The 14,220-nt window shown below is 64.0% G+C and carries 13 protein-coding genes and 1 pseudogene; 11 read left to right on the forward strand and 3 right to left on the reverse strand.

Translation table 11 applies throughout. The features are described from left to right. Window positions 1-8: 8 nt before the first annotated feature. Entirely contained in the window at window positions 9-995 is a 987-nt protein-coding gene (locus RFM68_RS12660; RefSeq protein WP_320233313.1) for a Gfo/Idh/MocA family protein, read from the forward strand. Window positions 996-1,134: 139 nt separating this feature from the next. Continuing rightward, window positions 1,135-2,790: an FAD-binding dehydrogenase gene (locus RFM68_RS12665; protein ID WP_320233314.1), complete on the forward strand. Its 1,656-nt coding sequence runs from the start codon at window positions 1,135-1,137 to the stop codon at window positions 2,788-2,790. 26 nt (window positions 2,791-2,816) lie between these two features. Here RFM68_RS12665 and RFM68_RS12670 read toward each other — a convergent pair whose 3' ends face one another. Further along, complete coding sequence (locus RFM68_RS12670) at window positions 2,817-3,182, reverse strand: VOC family protein (RefSeq protein WP_320233315.1); 366 nt, start codon at window positions 3,180-3,182, stop codon at window positions 2,817-2,819. A gap of 146 nt (window positions 3,183-3,328) precedes the next feature. Between RFM68_RS12670 and RFM68_RS12675 the strand changes: the two genes are divergently transcribed. From RFM68_RS12675 to RFM68_RS12695, 5 genes are all read left to right on the forward strand, one after another. Then, window positions 3,329-3,649, forward strand: coding sequence for a hypothetical protein (locus tag RFM68_RS12675; protein ID WP_320233316.1), 321 nt, complete (start codon window positions 3,329-3,331; stop codon window positions 3,647-3,649). Window positions 3,650-3,695: 46 nt separating this feature from the next. Further along, on the forward strand, window positions 3,696-4,583 hold the full coding sequence (locus RFM68_RS12680; protein ID WP_320233317.1) for a sigma-70 family RNA polymerase sigma factor: 888 nt from the start codon (window positions 3,696-3,698) through the stop codon (window positions 4,581-4,583). Between the two features lie 238 nt (window positions 4,584-4,821). After that, entirely contained in the window at window positions 4,822-8,892 is a 4,071-nt protein-coding gene (locus RFM68_RS12685) for a Pls/PosA family non-ribosomal peptide synthetase (RefSeq protein ID WP_320233318.1), read from the forward strand. Next, the gene (locus RFM68_RS12690; RefSeq protein WP_320233319.1) at window positions 8,889-9,359 is read left to right on the forward strand and encodes a GNAT family N-acetyltransferase; all 471 of its coding nucleotides are present in this window, start codon (window positions 8,889-8,891) and stop codon (window positions 9,357-9,359) included. Before RFM68_RS12685 ends, RFM68_RS12690 begins: the two co-directional genes overlap by 4 nt. 31 nt (window positions 9,360-9,390) lie before the next feature. Next, a complete protein-coding gene (locus tag RFM68_RS12695) occupies window positions 9,391-10,014 on the forward strand; it encodes a 4'-phosphopantetheinyl transferase family protein (protein ID WP_320233320.1) in 624 nt (207 codons plus the stop codon). Window positions 10,015-10,102: 88 nt separating this feature from the next. Here RFM68_RS12695 and RFM68_RS12700 read toward each other — a convergent pair whose 3' ends face one another. Next, the gene (locus RFM68_RS12700) at window positions 10,103-10,981 is read right to left on the reverse strand and encodes a LysR substrate-binding domain-containing protein (RefSeq protein ID WP_320233321.1); all 879 of its coding nucleotides are present in this window, start codon (window positions 10,979-10,981) and stop codon (window positions 10,103-10,105) included. A 183-nt stretch (window positions 10,982-11,164) separates the two neighbouring features. On the opposite strand from RFM68_RS12700, the gene RFM68_RS12705 reads away from it, so the two are divergent. Together RFM68_RS12705 and RFM68_RS12710 are read left to right on the forward strand one after the other, a co-directional pair. After that, window positions 11,165-12,511: an FAD-binding oxidoreductase gene (locus RFM68_RS12705; RefSeq protein WP_320233322.1), complete on the forward strand. Its 1,347-nt coding sequence runs from the start codon at window positions 11,165-11,167 to the stop codon at window positions 12,509-12,511. 25 nt (window positions 12,512-12,536) lie between these two features. Continuing rightward, the gene (locus RFM68_RS12710; RefSeq protein ID WP_430694850.1) at window positions 12,537-13,712 is read left to right on the forward strand and encodes an MFS transporter; all 1,176 of its coding nucleotides are present in this window, start codon (window positions 12,537-12,539) and stop codon (window positions 13,710-13,712) included. Window positions 13,713-13,893: 181 nt separating this feature from the next. Here the strand turns inward: RFM68_RS12710 and RFM68_RS12715 are convergent. Further along, a pseudogene (locus tag RFM68_RS12715) lies at window positions 13,894-13,959 on the reverse strand (dihydrofolate reductase family protein); the annotation flags it as partial. Here RFM68_RS12715 and RFM68_RS12720 point away from each other — a divergent pair. Continuing rightward, window positions 13,949-14,086, forward strand: coding sequence for a hypothetical protein (locus tag RFM68_RS12720; RefSeq protein WP_320233516.1), 138 nt, complete (start codon window positions 13,949-13,951; stop codon window positions 14,084-14,086). The pseudogene RFM68_RS12715 and the gene RFM68_RS12720 overlap by 11 nt on opposite strands. Further along, window positions 14,083-14,214: a hypothetical protein gene (locus RFM68_RS12725; protein WP_320233324.1), complete on the forward strand. Its 132-nt coding sequence runs from the start codon at window positions 14,083-14,085 to the stop codon at window positions 14,212-14,214. Before RFM68_RS12720 ends, RFM68_RS12725 begins: the two co-directional genes overlap by 4 nt. Window positions 14,215-14,220 lie beyond the last annotated feature (6 nt).

Consider the following 14,220-nt stretch of genomic DNA (forward strand, 5'->3'; position numbering starts at 1 on the left):
GAAGCGTGATGTTCCGATGGGGTGTTCTGTCGACGGCAAAGATCGGCCGCGAGCAGCTTTTGCCGGCAATCGTGGATTCGGAGAACGGCGTCTTGTCGGCGATCGCCAGCCGCGACCTGTCGAAAGCGCGCGCGCTTGCGGATCGCTTCGGCGCTCGTCATGCCTTCGGCTCCTATGAGGAGCTGCTTGCCTCCAAGGAGGTCGATGGCGTCTATATCCCGCTGCCGACCTCGCAGCATGTCGAATGGACGGCAAAGGCGATCGAGGCCGGAAAACATGTGCTGGTCGAGAAGCCGCTGGCGCTCGACGCCAAGGACATTTTGCCGCTGATCAAGCTGCGAGACCAGAGGAAGGTGCTGGTCTGCGAGGCCTTCATGGTCGTCTATCACCCGCAATGGATCAAGGTGCGCGACTTGATCGCCAGCGGCGCCATCGGCCGGCTGCGCCATGTGCAGGGCGCGTTCTCCTATTACAATGTCGACCCCAAGAATATGCGCAACCAGCTCGACCTCGGCGGCGGCGCGCTGCCCGACATCGGCGTCTACCCGACGGTGTCGACGCGCTTTTCGACCGGCAAGGAGCCTGTTCGCGTGCAGGCGACGATCGAGCGCGACAAGACATTCGGCACCGACATCTATTCCTCGATCCGCGCCGATTTCGGCGACTTCGAGCTGTCCTTCTATCTGTCGACGCAGATGGCGGCGCGGCAGGTGATGGTGTTTCACGGCGAGAAGGGTTTCATCGAGGTGTTCGCCCCGTTCAACGCCGGGCTCTACGACCACCATCGCATCGAGCTGCACAACCAGAACCACACCGAGGCGCAGGTGTTCCGCTTCCCCGGCACGCAGCAATACCGGCTCGAGTGCGAGACCTTCGTACGTGCCGCCCAGGGTGGCAAGGACCGCGTCTTCACGCTGGAGGAATCGGTGCTGAACCAGAAGGTCATCGACGCCATCTTCCGCGCCGGCGAAAAAGACGGCTGGGAGAAAGTCTAGCAGTTCACCGTTTCACGGAAACGGCGATCCGCCATAACTCTTTGTTTTGACGCAATTGCAGACGGAAAGCCACGTCACACTTTTCCTGGGATTGCTCTAACTCTCGCAATAAGTTTGCCGGCTAATTCTGGGAGGAAAAATGGCTGACGCGGACGTGATCATTGTCGGCGCGGGGCTGGCCGGCCTCGTTGCCGCGGCCGAACTGACCGACGCCGGCAAGAAAATCATCATCGTCGATCAGGAACCGGAACAGTCGCTGGGCGGCCAGGCGTTCTGGTCGTTCGGCGGGCTTTTCCTGGTCGATTCGCCCGAGCAGCGGCGCATGCGCATCCGCGATTCCCACGACCTGGCGCTCGAAGACTGGATGGGCACAGCCGCCTTCGACCGTCCAGAGGATTTCTGGCCGCGCAGATGGGCGGAAGCCTATGTCGGCTTCGCCGCCGGTGAGAAACGCTCCTGGCTGATGGAGAGGGGCTTGAAATTCTTCCCCGTCGTCGGCTGGGCCGAGCGCGGCGGCGGCAATGCTTACGGTCACGGCAATTCGGTGCCGCGCTTCCACATCACCTGGGGCACCGGCCCTGGCGTGCTCGAGCCGTTCGTGCTGCGCGTGCGCGAGGCGCAGAAGCGCGGGCTGGTCCAGTTCAAATTCCGCCACCGGGTCAACGAGATCATCCGAACCGGCGCCACTGTCACGGGCGTGCGCGGCGATGTGCTGGAGCCGAGCAGCGCCCAGCGCGGGCAGAAGAGCGCGCGCCAGGTAACCGGCGAGTTCAGGCTTAGCGCGGAAGCGGTGATCGTCGCTTCGGGCGGCATCGGCGGCAATCACGAGCTGGTGCGCCAGAACTGGCCTCAGCGCCTGGGCGCTGCGCCGAAGCGGATGATCACCGGCGTGCCGGACCATGTCGACGGCCGCATGCTGGCGATCACCGAGGCGGCCGGCGGGAGGGTCATCAATCGCGACCGCATGTGGCACTATGTCGAGGGCATCAAGAACTGGGCGCCGATCTGGACCGAGCATGCGATCCGCATCCTGCCCGGCCCCTCGTCGCTCTGGCTCGACGCGCGCGGCAAACGGCTGCCGGTGCCGCTCTATCCGGGCTTCGACACGTTAGCCACGCTCAACCACATCATGAGCACCGGCTTCGACTATTCCTGGTTCATCCTGACCAAGAAGATCATCCAGAAGGAGTTCGCGCTGTCGGGCTCCGAACAGAATCCCGACCTCACCGGCAAAAGCTGGCGACAGGTGCTGGGCCGCGCCACATCGGGTATTCCCGGTCCGGTGAAGGCGTTCATGGAAAGGGGCGAGGACTTCATCGTCGAGGCCGACCTTTCCAAGCTGGTGGCGCGCATGAACGCGCTGGCCGGCGGCGAGCCCTTGCTGGAGGTCACGCAGGTCGAGCGCGAGATCCGCGCCCGCGACATGCAGCTCGACAACCCGTTCTCCAAGGACGCGCAGATCACCGCGCTGCGCGGTGCGCGCGCCTATCTCGGCGACAGACTGATCCGCACGGCGAAGCCGCACAAGATGCTCGACCCGGCGAACGGCCCGCTGATTGCGGTGCGCCTCAACATCCTGACCCGCAAGACCCTGGGCGGCCTGGAGACGGACCTGGACAGCCGCGTGCTCGACGCCGAGGGGCAACCGGTGCCGGGGCTCTACGCGGTGGGCGAGGTGGCCGGCTTCGGCGGCGGCGGCGTGCATGGCTATGCCGCGCTGGAAGGCACTTTTTTGGGCGGCTGCATTTTTTCAGGCCGCAGCGCCGGGCGGGCGGCGGCCAAGGCGGTCGCCTGACCGCATAGGCCGGCGACCGCGGGCCGCTACCGGCTGGCCAGCATCATGCGGTTGCCTTCACTGTCGCGGAACTCCGCGACGGTGCGGCCCGGATGCCATGGCGCTTCCAGCGGCTCGGTGACGATCTCGACGCCCTTGGCCCTGAGCGAGCCGACCCTGGCCTCGACGTCGTCGTCGATCAGGACCAGCACCGGATCGGCACTCGGCAACGTATCGGCGCGGCTGATGAAATGCAGGTTTGTGACCGCGTGGGGGAAGGCCAGTTCCACCCAACGCCAGCCACTGTCACCCATCGGCTGGTCGGCAATGACATGGCAGGCAAGATTGTTGGTGTAGAACGCCTTGGCGCGGTCCTGGTCAGATACCGGCAGCTCGGCAAACTGGATATGCATGGATGTCTCTCCTCATCGCGGAGGCCGCCGATGCGGCCTCGACGTGTAAAAGACGACGAAGACGGGCAAAAAGATTCTCGTTCGACGAGAATCTTTTTGCCGAACCAAAACGTCTTTCCTTCGCAAACCCATCGAAGGAGACGACCATGACCTACAACCTCATCCGATACGGCGTGAAAGACGCCAGCATCGCCGAGAACCGGGCGCTGGTTGCCAAAGTGTTCGAGGCGCTGGACGAAACACAGCCTCAATCCGTGCGCTATCTGGTGCTTGAACTGGAGAATGGCGAATTCGTCCATCTTGTCGGCTACGACAAGGACAGCTCGGCGCTGACCGAACTCGACGCTTTCAAGGCTTTCGGAGCCAGCCATGCCGATCGGCGTTCGACGCCGCTTGCCAGGTCGCCGGCGAAGATCGTCGGCAACTATCATATGCTGGCGAACACTGACGAAGCCGTTCCAGCCTGACCGGCGTAGCATGGCTCCAAGGCCGGCGATCAAGAGAACGAGGACGATGATCTCAGCGAAATTCGACCGCGCGGAACTTGAATCCATGCTTGTCGGCCTGCGGCCGAAATTGCACCGCTACGCGGCCCGCATGGCCGGCTCGACGGTCGACGGCGAAGACATCGTGCAGGAAGCGGTGGTGAAAGCGCTTGCCGCGCATGACGGCGGCGCCGCGATCGAACGTCCCGAACAGTGGCTGTACCGCATCGCCCACAATGCGGCGCAGGATCATCTGCGCCGCCGCCAGCGGGAACATTCCCGCATGACCGAGGCCGATATGACTGGAATAGAGGACCTCTCGGCCAACGCCGAGGCAAGGCTTGCGGCGGCAACAAGCCTCCGCACCTTCATGCAGCTTTCACTGGCGCAGCGCAGCGCCGTGATCCTGACCGACGTGCTCGGCCTCAGCCTCACCGAAACCTGCGAGGTGACGGGTGCAACGCTTGCCGCCACCAAGGCGGCGCTGCATCGCGGCCGGACGGAATTGAAGGCATTGGCGGCGTTGCCGGATGATGTGGTGGCGCCAAAACTCGATCCGGAAGAAGAGCGTCGGCTGCGCCGCTACATCGACTTGTTCAACGCCCGTGACTTCGATGGAGTCAGGGCCTTGATCGCGGAGGACATCCAGCTCGAGGTTGTCAACCGCACGCGTCTCAGCGGCAAGAAGCAGGCCTCGACCTATTTCGGAAACTACGATCGCGTCAGCGACTGGGCGCTGTCGATCGGCTTTGTCGAGGGCCGGCCGGCGATCCTGATCCGCAACCCGCAAGCCGACAATGCGGTGCGTGGTTTTATGCTCCTGGACTGGCGCAATGGCCTGGTCGTGGGGATCCGCGATTTCCGCTACGCGCCCTACTGTCTCGAGAATGCCGACATCCGCGCCGTCCTCGTTTGACCGACGCCTGAGGCATCGCCCGTCATCAAATCATCGTGAAGTCGCGCGATCGTCACGGATCGGCCATCAGAGCAGCAGCATAGGCCAGGCGGAAGTCGGCCAGTTTCCCGTCCAACACGCTGCGGTGCGATCATTTCAACCGGCCGCGAAGCGGGGACCCTGATCAGACATCATTCGTTTTTTGTCATTTTCACCATCCACGCATAGTGCGAGCGGATACGAGCTCGCGGGGTTCCCAATGTCTCTCAATGAAGCCACCAAGCCCGCCAGGCAGGACTCCGGCCAGACCACAGCAACGGCTGCAGCGCCGGCGCGCGATCAGATCCTAATCGGCCCCGATTTCATCCAGAAAGGCGAGCCGCATGAGCGGCTCGACCGGTTCTTCGGCGACCTGGCAAGCCGCTTCGACGCCGCGCCCGCGGTTATTTCCGGCGGCCGGCCCTGGTCGTATCGCGAGCTGAACAACCGCGCCAACCAGTTCGCGCATCTGCTGATCGAGCGCGGCGTGAGGCCTGGGGACAGGATCGGGCTTTTGCTCGACCGCTCCGCCGAGACCTATATCGCCATCCTTGCCGTCATGAAGGCCGGAGCGGCATTCGTTCCGCTGGCTACCGCGTTTCCCGAAGATCGCATGGTGATGATCATCGAGGACGCCAACGTCACGATGGTGATCAGTGTCTCCGGCTATGCGGCGCGCGTGGCGCGCCTGCCGGTTCCGCACATCTCGATCGATTCGGCGGAGTCCGAAATCGCGCTCCAGCCGGAAACGGCGCCCTTGTCGGACGGCAGCCAGGATCAGACCTGCTATATCCTCTACACCTCGGGCACCACGGGCAAGCCCAAGGGCGTGGTCATTACGCATCAGAGCTTCTGCAACTTCATCCGCGTCGCGGCGGCGTCCTATGGCTACCGGCCGGGCGACCGCGTGTACCAGGGCATGACGATCGCGTTCGATTTCTCCTCGGAGGAAATCTGGGTGCCGTTTGCCGCTGGCGCCACCGTCGTGCCGGCGCCCGGCCAGCAACCGCTCGTCGGCGAGGAACTGGCGAGCTTCCTGCGCGAGCACAACATCACCTGCATGGCCTGCAGCCCGACGCTGTTGTCATCGATCGAGAGCGACGCTCCAAGCCTGCGCGCGATCCTGGTCGGCGGCGAGGCCTGCTCGCAGAAGCTCGTTACCCGCTGGGCGAAGCCGGGCCGCAAGATTCTCAACACCTACGGGCCGACCGAAGCGACGGTTACCGCAACCATGGCCTTGCTGAGCCCGGACGAGCCGGTGACCATCGGCAAGCCGCTGCCTACCTATTCGATAGTCATTCTCGACGCGCAAAAGCCGGAAGTGCTGAGCGGCGACCAGTTGGGCGAAGTCTGCATCGGCGGCATGGGCGTGGCGGTCGGCTACCTCAATCGGCCGGAACTCACCGAGCAGCGATTCATCAAGGATTTCATCGGCCTGCCCAACAACCCCGGCGGCCGCATCTATCGAACCGGCGACCTTGGCCGCATCAACGACAATGGCGATATCGAATATCACGGCCGCATCGACACGCAGGTGAAGATCCGCGGCTACCGGATCGAGCTGGGCGAGATCGAGGCCGTGCTTCTGGATCAGCCGGGCATCGCGCAGGCCGCGGTCACGACGTGGGAGATCGAGCCCGAGCGCACGGAGCTTGTCGGCTACTATGCGCCCAAGAGCGGCGGCGCCGGCGTGGATCGCACCGCGCTGGTGCAGGAGCTCAAGCGGCGGCTGCCCGACTACATGGTTCCAGCCTATCTGGAGCAATTGCCCGCGATCCCGATGACCGTTTCCAACAAGGTCGATTTGCGGAAGCTGCCTAAGCCGACAAGCGCCCGCGTCGCCGCCGGCCATGCGATGATCGACCCACGCAACGAGGACGAGAAGTTCCTCGTCGACACGCTGCAAGACGTGCTGAAGTTCGAGGATATCTCGATCGAGGATCACTTCTTCGACGATCTCGGCGCGAACTCGCTGTTGATGGCGCGGTTCTGCGCGCGCATCCGTTCGCGCAAGGCCTGGTCGACGACTTCGATGCGTGACATCTACCTGCACCCGACCGTGGCGCGGCTCGCCGATCACCTGCGCGCGCCGCAGATGGCCGCGGTTGCGGCGAGCGAGCCGATGCTGACGCACCAGGCATCCAACCTTGCCTATTGGACAACAGGCTTCGGCCAGTTGTCGTTCTACGCGGCCTACAGCTATCTCGCGCTGTGGGCGATCAATGACGGCCTCAACTGGGTCTATGACGCCCTGGACGACCCGGCATCTCTGTACCTTCGCTGCGTTCTTCTGTCAGCCGGCGTGTTCTTCGGGTTGAGCGGCTTCGCCATCGCCGCCAAATGGCTGCTGGTCGGCCGCTGGAAGGCCGAAACCTTTCCGATCTGGGGCTGGCGTTACTATCGCTTCTGGATCGTCAAGACGCTGGTCCGCAGCGCCCCGGTCGTGCTGTTCCGCGGCAGTCCGCTCTACAGCCTCTATCTGCGCCTGCTCGGCGCGCGGCTCGGCAACCGCACGGTCGTCGAGTGCAGGGCGGTCCCGGTCTGCACCGACCTGATCGCCATCGGCGACAACTCGATCCTGCGCAAGGATTCGACGATCCTCGGTTTCCGCGCGCAGGCGGGCTACATCCATACCGGGCCCGTAAACATCGGCAGCAATGCCTTCGTCGGCGTTGGATCGGCCCTGGACATCGACACCCGCATGGGCGACGGCGCGCAGCTCGGCCATGCCTCGTCGCTGCATCGCGGCCAGGCGATCCCGGCCGGCGAGCGGTGGCACGGATCGCCGGCGATCCCGACCGAGGCGGATTACTGCACCGTTCCCAACGTCCCGCTCTCGCGGGTGCGCCGGGTCATCTACGAGATGATCCAGCTCTTCATCCTATTTGCCATCGTCACACCGTTCCCGCTTCTGTTTCACAGCTACTGGGAAAATGTCGGTGACGACTACGATGAAACCATCGGCGTCGTGGCGATCGGCACCACGGTCACGGTGGCGGGGTTCATCATCGGCGGGGTGCTGCTGGCGGCCATCGTGCCGCGGCTGTTCAACCTCATGCTGAAGCCCGGCCGGAACTATTCGCTCTACGGGTTCCACTACTGGCTGCAAACGATGCTGGAGCTGATCAGCAATGTGCGGCTGCTGAACGTGCTGTTCGGCGACAGCTCGGCCATCATCTACTACCTGCGCGCCATCGGTTGGCGGCTGAACGAGGTGGATCAGACCGGATCGAATTTCGGCACCAACCAGCGGCACGAAAATCCACAGCTGAGCGAGATCGGCTCGCATACGATGGTGTCCGACGGCCTGTTCATGGTCAACATGCAGAAGTCGGCCAACTCCTTCCGCCTCGAGCACACTCGGGTCGGCGAATGCAACTTCTTCGGCAACAACATCATCTACTCACCGGATTCCCGCGCCGGCGACAATTGCCTGCTCGGCACCAAGGTCCACGTTCCGGTGGACGGCCCCATGCGCGAGAATGTCGGACTTCTGGGCTCGCCCCCCTTCGAGATTCCGCGCATGGTCAATCGCGACAAGGAGCTTCTCGGATTGATCTCCGACAAGGAGCGCAACCGTCGCCTGCCGCTGAAGAACCTGCACAACCTCGTCACCGCGCTGATGTTCGTGGCCGCGCAATGGCTGATCCTCTTCCTGACGCTCGCCATCTGGGACCGCGCGCTCAACTACTATACCGAATGGGGGCAGACGGCGCTGTTCGTGGCCGTGATGCTGACCACCGCGATCGGTATCCCGTTCTACATCTTCCTGGAACGCGTCAGCCTCGGCTTCCGCCGGCTGAAGCCCCGAATGGCGACGATCTACGACCCGGTTTTCTGGCGGCACGAACGCCATTGGAAGCTGTCCGATTCGCCGATCATGGGCCTGTTCACCGGGACCCCGTTCAGGCCGCTCATCCTGCGCCTGCTGGGCGTGAAGGTCGGGCGACGCCTCTATGACGGAGGGAGCATCATCACCGAGCGATCGCTGGTCGAGATCGGCGACGACGTGACGCTGAACGAAGGCTGCGTCATCCAGGCTCATTCGCTGGAGGAAGGCGCGTTCAAGTCCGACTACATCCGCATCGGCAACGGCTGCACGCTCGCGCCCTCCTCTTTCGTTCACTACGCGGTGGTGATGGGCGAGGGATGCGTGGCGGACGTCGACTGTTTCGTCATGAAGGGCGAGGTGCTGGAGCCGAACACGGTCTGGCGCGGCAACCCGGCGAAACTTTACGGCGTCGTGACGCCGATCGATGCCCGCGCGATGGAAATCGGGCACGCACCGTGACGCCCCCCTCCGGCATGAACGACCAGCCGATTGCCCTGGAGGCTGCCGACAAGGGCAACCGGGCGGCGATACTGGAGCTCGAACTGTTGCCGGAGCAGCAAGAGTTCGTCGCCTCCAACGCCGAATCGCTGGCGGAGGCCCGGCACGATGACGAGGCGATAGCCCGCGCCATTGTCGCAGCCGGCCGCGTCGTCGGGTTTTTGATGTACAGCGCGCCGGAAGACGATGACGAGGCGATCATCTATCGCCTCATGATCGACCGCCGCGAGCAGGGCAAGGGCCTTGGCCGCGCCGCCGTCGCCAAGGCGCTGGAAGAGATTGCGCAACTCAGCCGCATCCACCGCGTTTCGATCTGCTACGAACCGGAAAACGAGGCGGCGCGCCGACTTTACGCCGGCTTCGGTTTCGTCGAGCAAGGACTGGACGAAGACGACGAAATGATCGCCGTGCTCGAACTCGGCGGATAGAGCGTTGAACACCCGGTCGAAAGGCTCGTGCGTGGATATCGAACGCGGCATCACTCAGGCATTGACCGGCCTCGCGCCGCCCGGCCTCAGCATAGGCTGCCGTCATATTCACGCTGGAGACGAACAATACATCCTGCCGGCGGAAACCGCTTCCATGGCTACGCGCGAACATAGCGCGCGCGCCGCCACGGGGGCAGGCCGCCGCATCGCGCACGAGTTGCTGCGGCGCCTGGGATGCATGGATCTGGCAATATTGCGAGGCCAGTTGGGAAACCCGATCTGGCCGCCCGGCATTGCCGGTTCGATCGCGCATGACGGCGAGACCGCCGTGGCAGTCGCCGCGCGATCCGACATGCTGGGAAGCGTCGGCGTCGATATCGAACCTGCCTTGCCATTGCCGCTCGAACTCCGATCCCTGGTGATCACGCCGCAGGACCGATTGGGCGGCCTCGATCCGCATCTGGGCGGACGTATCCTGTTCGCGGTCAAGGAGGCGACCTACAAGGCGTCGTTTCCGCTCGACGGTCGCGTGCTTGGCTTTGAAGATATCGTCGTCGATTTCGAAACGGGCGAAGCGGTCACTTCAGCAGGGCGTTGTCTGACGGTGCGCTTCACTACCTCCCCGAGAATTCTGGCGCTGGCTTATGCGGCGTGAGCGCACTGAACTGGGCCGGCGGTCTTCGCCGCCACGGCCACCCTCTCGACAGTCGAATCCGGCGCGGCTTATTCCAGCGTCGACCACCTCACAAGACGGTTCTCATCCACACCAGGAAGGTTTCCATCACCGCCGATCGCGGACTGTGGTGCATCCATGCGACATAAAAGCTGTAGCCCGGCAGGGACAATGGATGGGCTTTGACGAGCGAGCCGTTTTCCAGTTCACGGCCGACCACGACGTCGCTCAGGATCGCGATACCTTGCCCGGCGGCAACCGCGTCGATCGCATGCAGCTCCTCGCGGAAGCTCAGATCCCAGGCTTTGTCCGGGGTCAGGTCGGGATCGATTGAACGGGCCGTCGCCAGCCATCGGCGCCAGGTGGGAGCGTCCGGATCGCGATTCATCCAGTCGAAATGGATCAACGGATAGCGCAGGAGATCAGCGGCGCGCTCGATCGACCGCCCGTCGCTTGCCAGCAATCGCGGACTGCAAATCGGAAAGAAGGAATCGCGGCACAGCTCTTGCCCGGCAAAACCCGAAAGCGGGCGCCGTGTGTAGCGGATCGCCACGTCCGCGGCGCCGGCGCGCAGATCAAGCAGCGCGTCGGTCCCGATGATCTCCAGCGGCACGGCTGGGTTGGCCTCTCGCCACTTCGGCAGGCGAGGCACCAGCCATCGGCTGGCGAAAGCGTTCGGGCTTGTCACCCGCAATGGCGCTTGAACATCCGGCTCGGCGACCGCGGCAAGGGAACCGGCGAGAAGATCGAAGCCATTGCGGACGATCGGGAACAGTCGTGCTCCCGCACTCGTCAGCATCAGCGGGCGCGGCCGGCGTTGGAACAGCTTGCAAGCACATATTTCTTCCAGCAGGCGGACCTGGTGGCTGATTGCCGTCGGCGTCACACCGAGCTCCGCCGCCGCGGCCTTGAAGCTGCCGTGCCGGGCGGCGGCCTCGAAGGCGTGCAAGGCGCGGAGCGGCGGACTGTTCCTCATGCCGGCAGTGTAGATGAATTCCGCTCATCCAGTAGCTAAGAATTTCGCTTTTGCAGAAGACCGGGTTCCTGTGAGACCGTGGTCTTGTTGGAACCGAGGGCGATACCGATGGAGATTGCACGGCAGACCGAAACGCTATTGGGCCGATCTCATTCCTTGAACACCGCGATCGAACAGCTACGGCAGGGCTTACAGGGCGAAGTCGTATTGCCGGCGGACGCCGGCTACGACCAGGCGCGCGCGGTATGGAACGGGGCGATCGACAAACGGCCCGCCGCAATCGTCTTTTGCGCCAATTCCGATGACGTAGTCCGTGCCGTGACCTATGCCAGGTCACAAGACAGTCTCGTTGCCGTTCGCAGCGGCGGCCACAACGTCGCCGGCCTGTCGGTCTGCGATGACGGGATGGTGATCGATCTATCCCGCATGAAGAAGATCGTCGTCGATCCCGAGCGCCGCGTCGCCAGGGCCGAAGCCGGCCTGAATCTCGGTGAGTTCGATACAGCCACTCAGGCGCACGGCCTCGCAACGACCATGGGCGTGAACGGAGACACCGGCATTGCCGGCCTGACGCTGGGTGGCGGCTTCGGCAAGCTCGGGCGAAAGCACGGCCTGAGCTGCGACAATCTGATCGCGGCTGAAATCGTCACCGCAGAGGGACGGCTGTTGCGGACAAGCGCCAGCGAGCATCCCGACCTGTTCTGGGCCTTGCGCGGCGGCGGCGGCAATTTCGGCATTGTGACGGTGTTCGAATACCGGCTGCACCCGATCGGCCCAAATCTTCTCGTCGGCTCGGTGCTGCACGCCTACAGTGATGCGCGCGAGGCCATGCGGTTCTACGACAGGTTCTCCCGCGACGCCCCGGACGAGGTGAGCGTCGATGCCGCGCTCGTCACGCTACCCTCGGGCGAGCGAGCCTTCAGCATCTCGGCCTGCTATGTCGGGCCACCCGAAGCTGGCGAACCCGTCATCGCGCCGCTGATGGAATTCGGATCCGCGATCGACAGCCGCGTTCAGGCCATTCCTTATCTCCAGATTCAATCGGCGGGCGACAGCCTCTTTCCACGCGGGCGACGCTATTACTGGAAGGCGCAGTTCCTGCGCGAGATCGACGATGGCGCGATCGAGGCGCTGCTCGACACTTACGCGAGGGCTCCCAATCGCTCGGCCCTGCTGGTTTTCCAGCAGGTCGGCGGAGCGATCGCTCGCGTGCCCGCGTCGCACTCGCCCTATGTCAACCGCGATGCGGCCCTCGACTGCTTCCCGATCGCCATCTGGGACGATCCGGCCGATGACGAGGCAAATATGCGCTGGGCGCGCGAGCTGTGGAACGCGGTCAGGCCATTCTCCACCGGCGGCGTCTATGCCAACAATCTCGGCGACGAGGGCGACGAACGGGTGCGCGATGCCTATGGGGCCAATTATGCGCGCCTCGCCGCCGTCAAGAAGCAATACGACCCGACCAATTTCTTCCGGTTGAACCAGAATATCAGGCCTGGATAATTCGCAAATCCGTGGCGGAACAACCGTGCGCAGTCGCTGGACGATCCTTGCCGTGCTGTTTGTCGCCCGAACGGCAATGGCGTTTCAGTTCCAGAGCGTTGCCGCCGTCGCGCCGCTCGTCCGCGGAAGCCTCGGGGCGAGCCTCGCCGACATCGGGATGCTGATCGGCCTCTATCTTGCGCCCGGGGTCGCGTTGGCGCTGCCCGGCGCGACCATCGGCCGGCGCCATGGCGACAAGGCGACCGTTCTCGCCGGCCTCCTGATGATGCTGGCGGGTGAACTGCTGATGACGGCTTCGACTTCCTGGAGCCTGCAGATTGGCGGCCGGCTGATCGGCGGCACCGGCGGTGTGCTCCTGAACGTGCTGATGACCAAGATGGTCGCCGACTGGTTTTCCAGCCGGGAAATCGCAACCGCCATGGCCATCTACATCAACTCATGGCCAGCGGGCATCGCCATCGCTCTCATGCTGTTGCCGGCAATCGGGACGGCGTTCGGGATGACCGCCGTGGGCATTGCCGTTTCGGTCCTGATTGTCGTCGGCATCGGCCTCATGGCCTTGGTCTATCGGACCCCGGAGCGGTCGCCCGCCGGGAGAATAGACGGCCGCGGCATTTCGGCCGGGACAAGCTGTGCGCTCATCAGTGCCGGCCTGATCTGGTGCCTCTACAATGTCGGCTTCGCGATGGTCTTCAGCTTCGGTCCCTCGATGCTCGTCGAGCGCGGCTGGTCCAACGCGGCGGCGGGATCGGCGATCAGCGTCGTGCTTTGGCTGGCCACCCTTTCAGTTCCCCTGGGCGGCTTGCTGGCCGATCGCAGCAAACGCGGCGGCGCGGTCCTCGCCGCGGGCTGTGCCGGCTTCGCATTGCTGGTGCTCCTTCTATCGCGAAACGGACCAGCGCTGCCCCTCGTCATTGCCATGGGGATGGTATGCGGCCTGCCTGCGGGCGTGATCATGAGCTTGCCCACGCGCGTGCTCGACCAAGGGACGCGATCGATCGGCATGGGCGTGTTCTACACCGTCTACTATGCCGGCATGCTGGCCGCGCCTGCAGTAGGCGGCAAGCTTGCCGTTTGGGCCGGCACCGCAACGGCCGCGCTCGACTTCGGTGCCGCCGCCCTCCTCACCTGTCCTCTGCTTCTCTGGTCATTCCACCGGATCAGCCGCCTGCCGCAGCCGATGGCTGCTCCATCCAGCTAGAGCAATTTCAGGAAAAGTGTGAGCGGTTTTCCGTCCGGAATTGCGTGAAATCAAAGAGATAGAGCGGTTCGCCGTTTCCGTGAAACGGTGAACCGCTCTAGGCGACTGGGCGTGCTGCTGAATCGCCGGCAGGCGCGATGGCAGGAAGCGGCGGCTCATGGTGGCCGCAGGAACAATTGGATCAGGCAGGAACGTAGGTCAACCTGATCACATCCTCACCGATCCGGTCGTGTGCCATGAGGCGTATCGACTGTTTCGTCATGAAGGGCGAGGTGCTGGAGCCGAACACGGTCTGGCGCGGCAACCCGGCGAAACTTTACGGCATCGTGACGCCGATCGATGCCCGCGCGATGGAAATCGGGCACGCCCCGTGACGCGCCGCGCCCGGATTGGCTGGGAACAGACCCTCATCAACAGCGCCCTGATCGCACTTGCCTTCGTGGCGGCGGGAGAGGTGCTGGTCTGGCTCGACCGATCGCTCGGCGGAAAGGCAAGGCCGTAACCCGGG

Origin of the sequence: Mesorhizobium montanum (assembly GCF_033977145.1) — a bacterium.
In the GTDB taxonomy this organism is placed as follows: Bacteria; Pseudomonadota; Alphaproteobacteria; order Rhizobiales; family Rhizobiaceae; genus Mesorhizobium; species Mesorhizobium montanum.

Coding starts and splice junctions, on each gene's coding strand:
- RFM68_RS12685 (WP_320233318.1), top strand. CDS start 4,822: ATGTCTCTCAATGAAGCCACCAAGCCCGCCAGGCAGGACTCCGGCCAG.
- RFM68_RS12720 (WP_320233516.1), top strand. CDS start 13,949: ATGAGGCGTATCGACTGTTTCGTCATGAAGGGCGAGGTGCTGGAGCCG.
- RFM68_RS12660 (WP_320233313.1), top strand. CDS start 9: ATGTTCCGATGGGGTGTTCTGTCGACGGCAAAGATCGGCCGCGAGCAG.
- RFM68_RS12665 (WP_320233314.1), top strand. CDS start 1,135: ATGGCTGACGCGGACGTGATCATTGTCGGCGCGGGGCTGGCCGGCCTC.
- RFM68_RS12675 (WP_320233316.1), top strand. CDS start 3,329: ATGACCTACAACCTCATCCGATACGGCGTGAAAGACGCCAGCATCGCC.
- RFM68_RS12670 (WP_320233315.1), bottom strand. CDS start 3,182: ATGCATATCCAGTTTGCCGAGCTGCCGGTATCTGACCAGGACCGCGCC.
- RFM68_RS12680 (WP_320233317.1), top strand. CDS start 3,696: ATGATCTCAGCGAAATTCGACCGCGCGGAACTTGAATCCATGCTTGTC.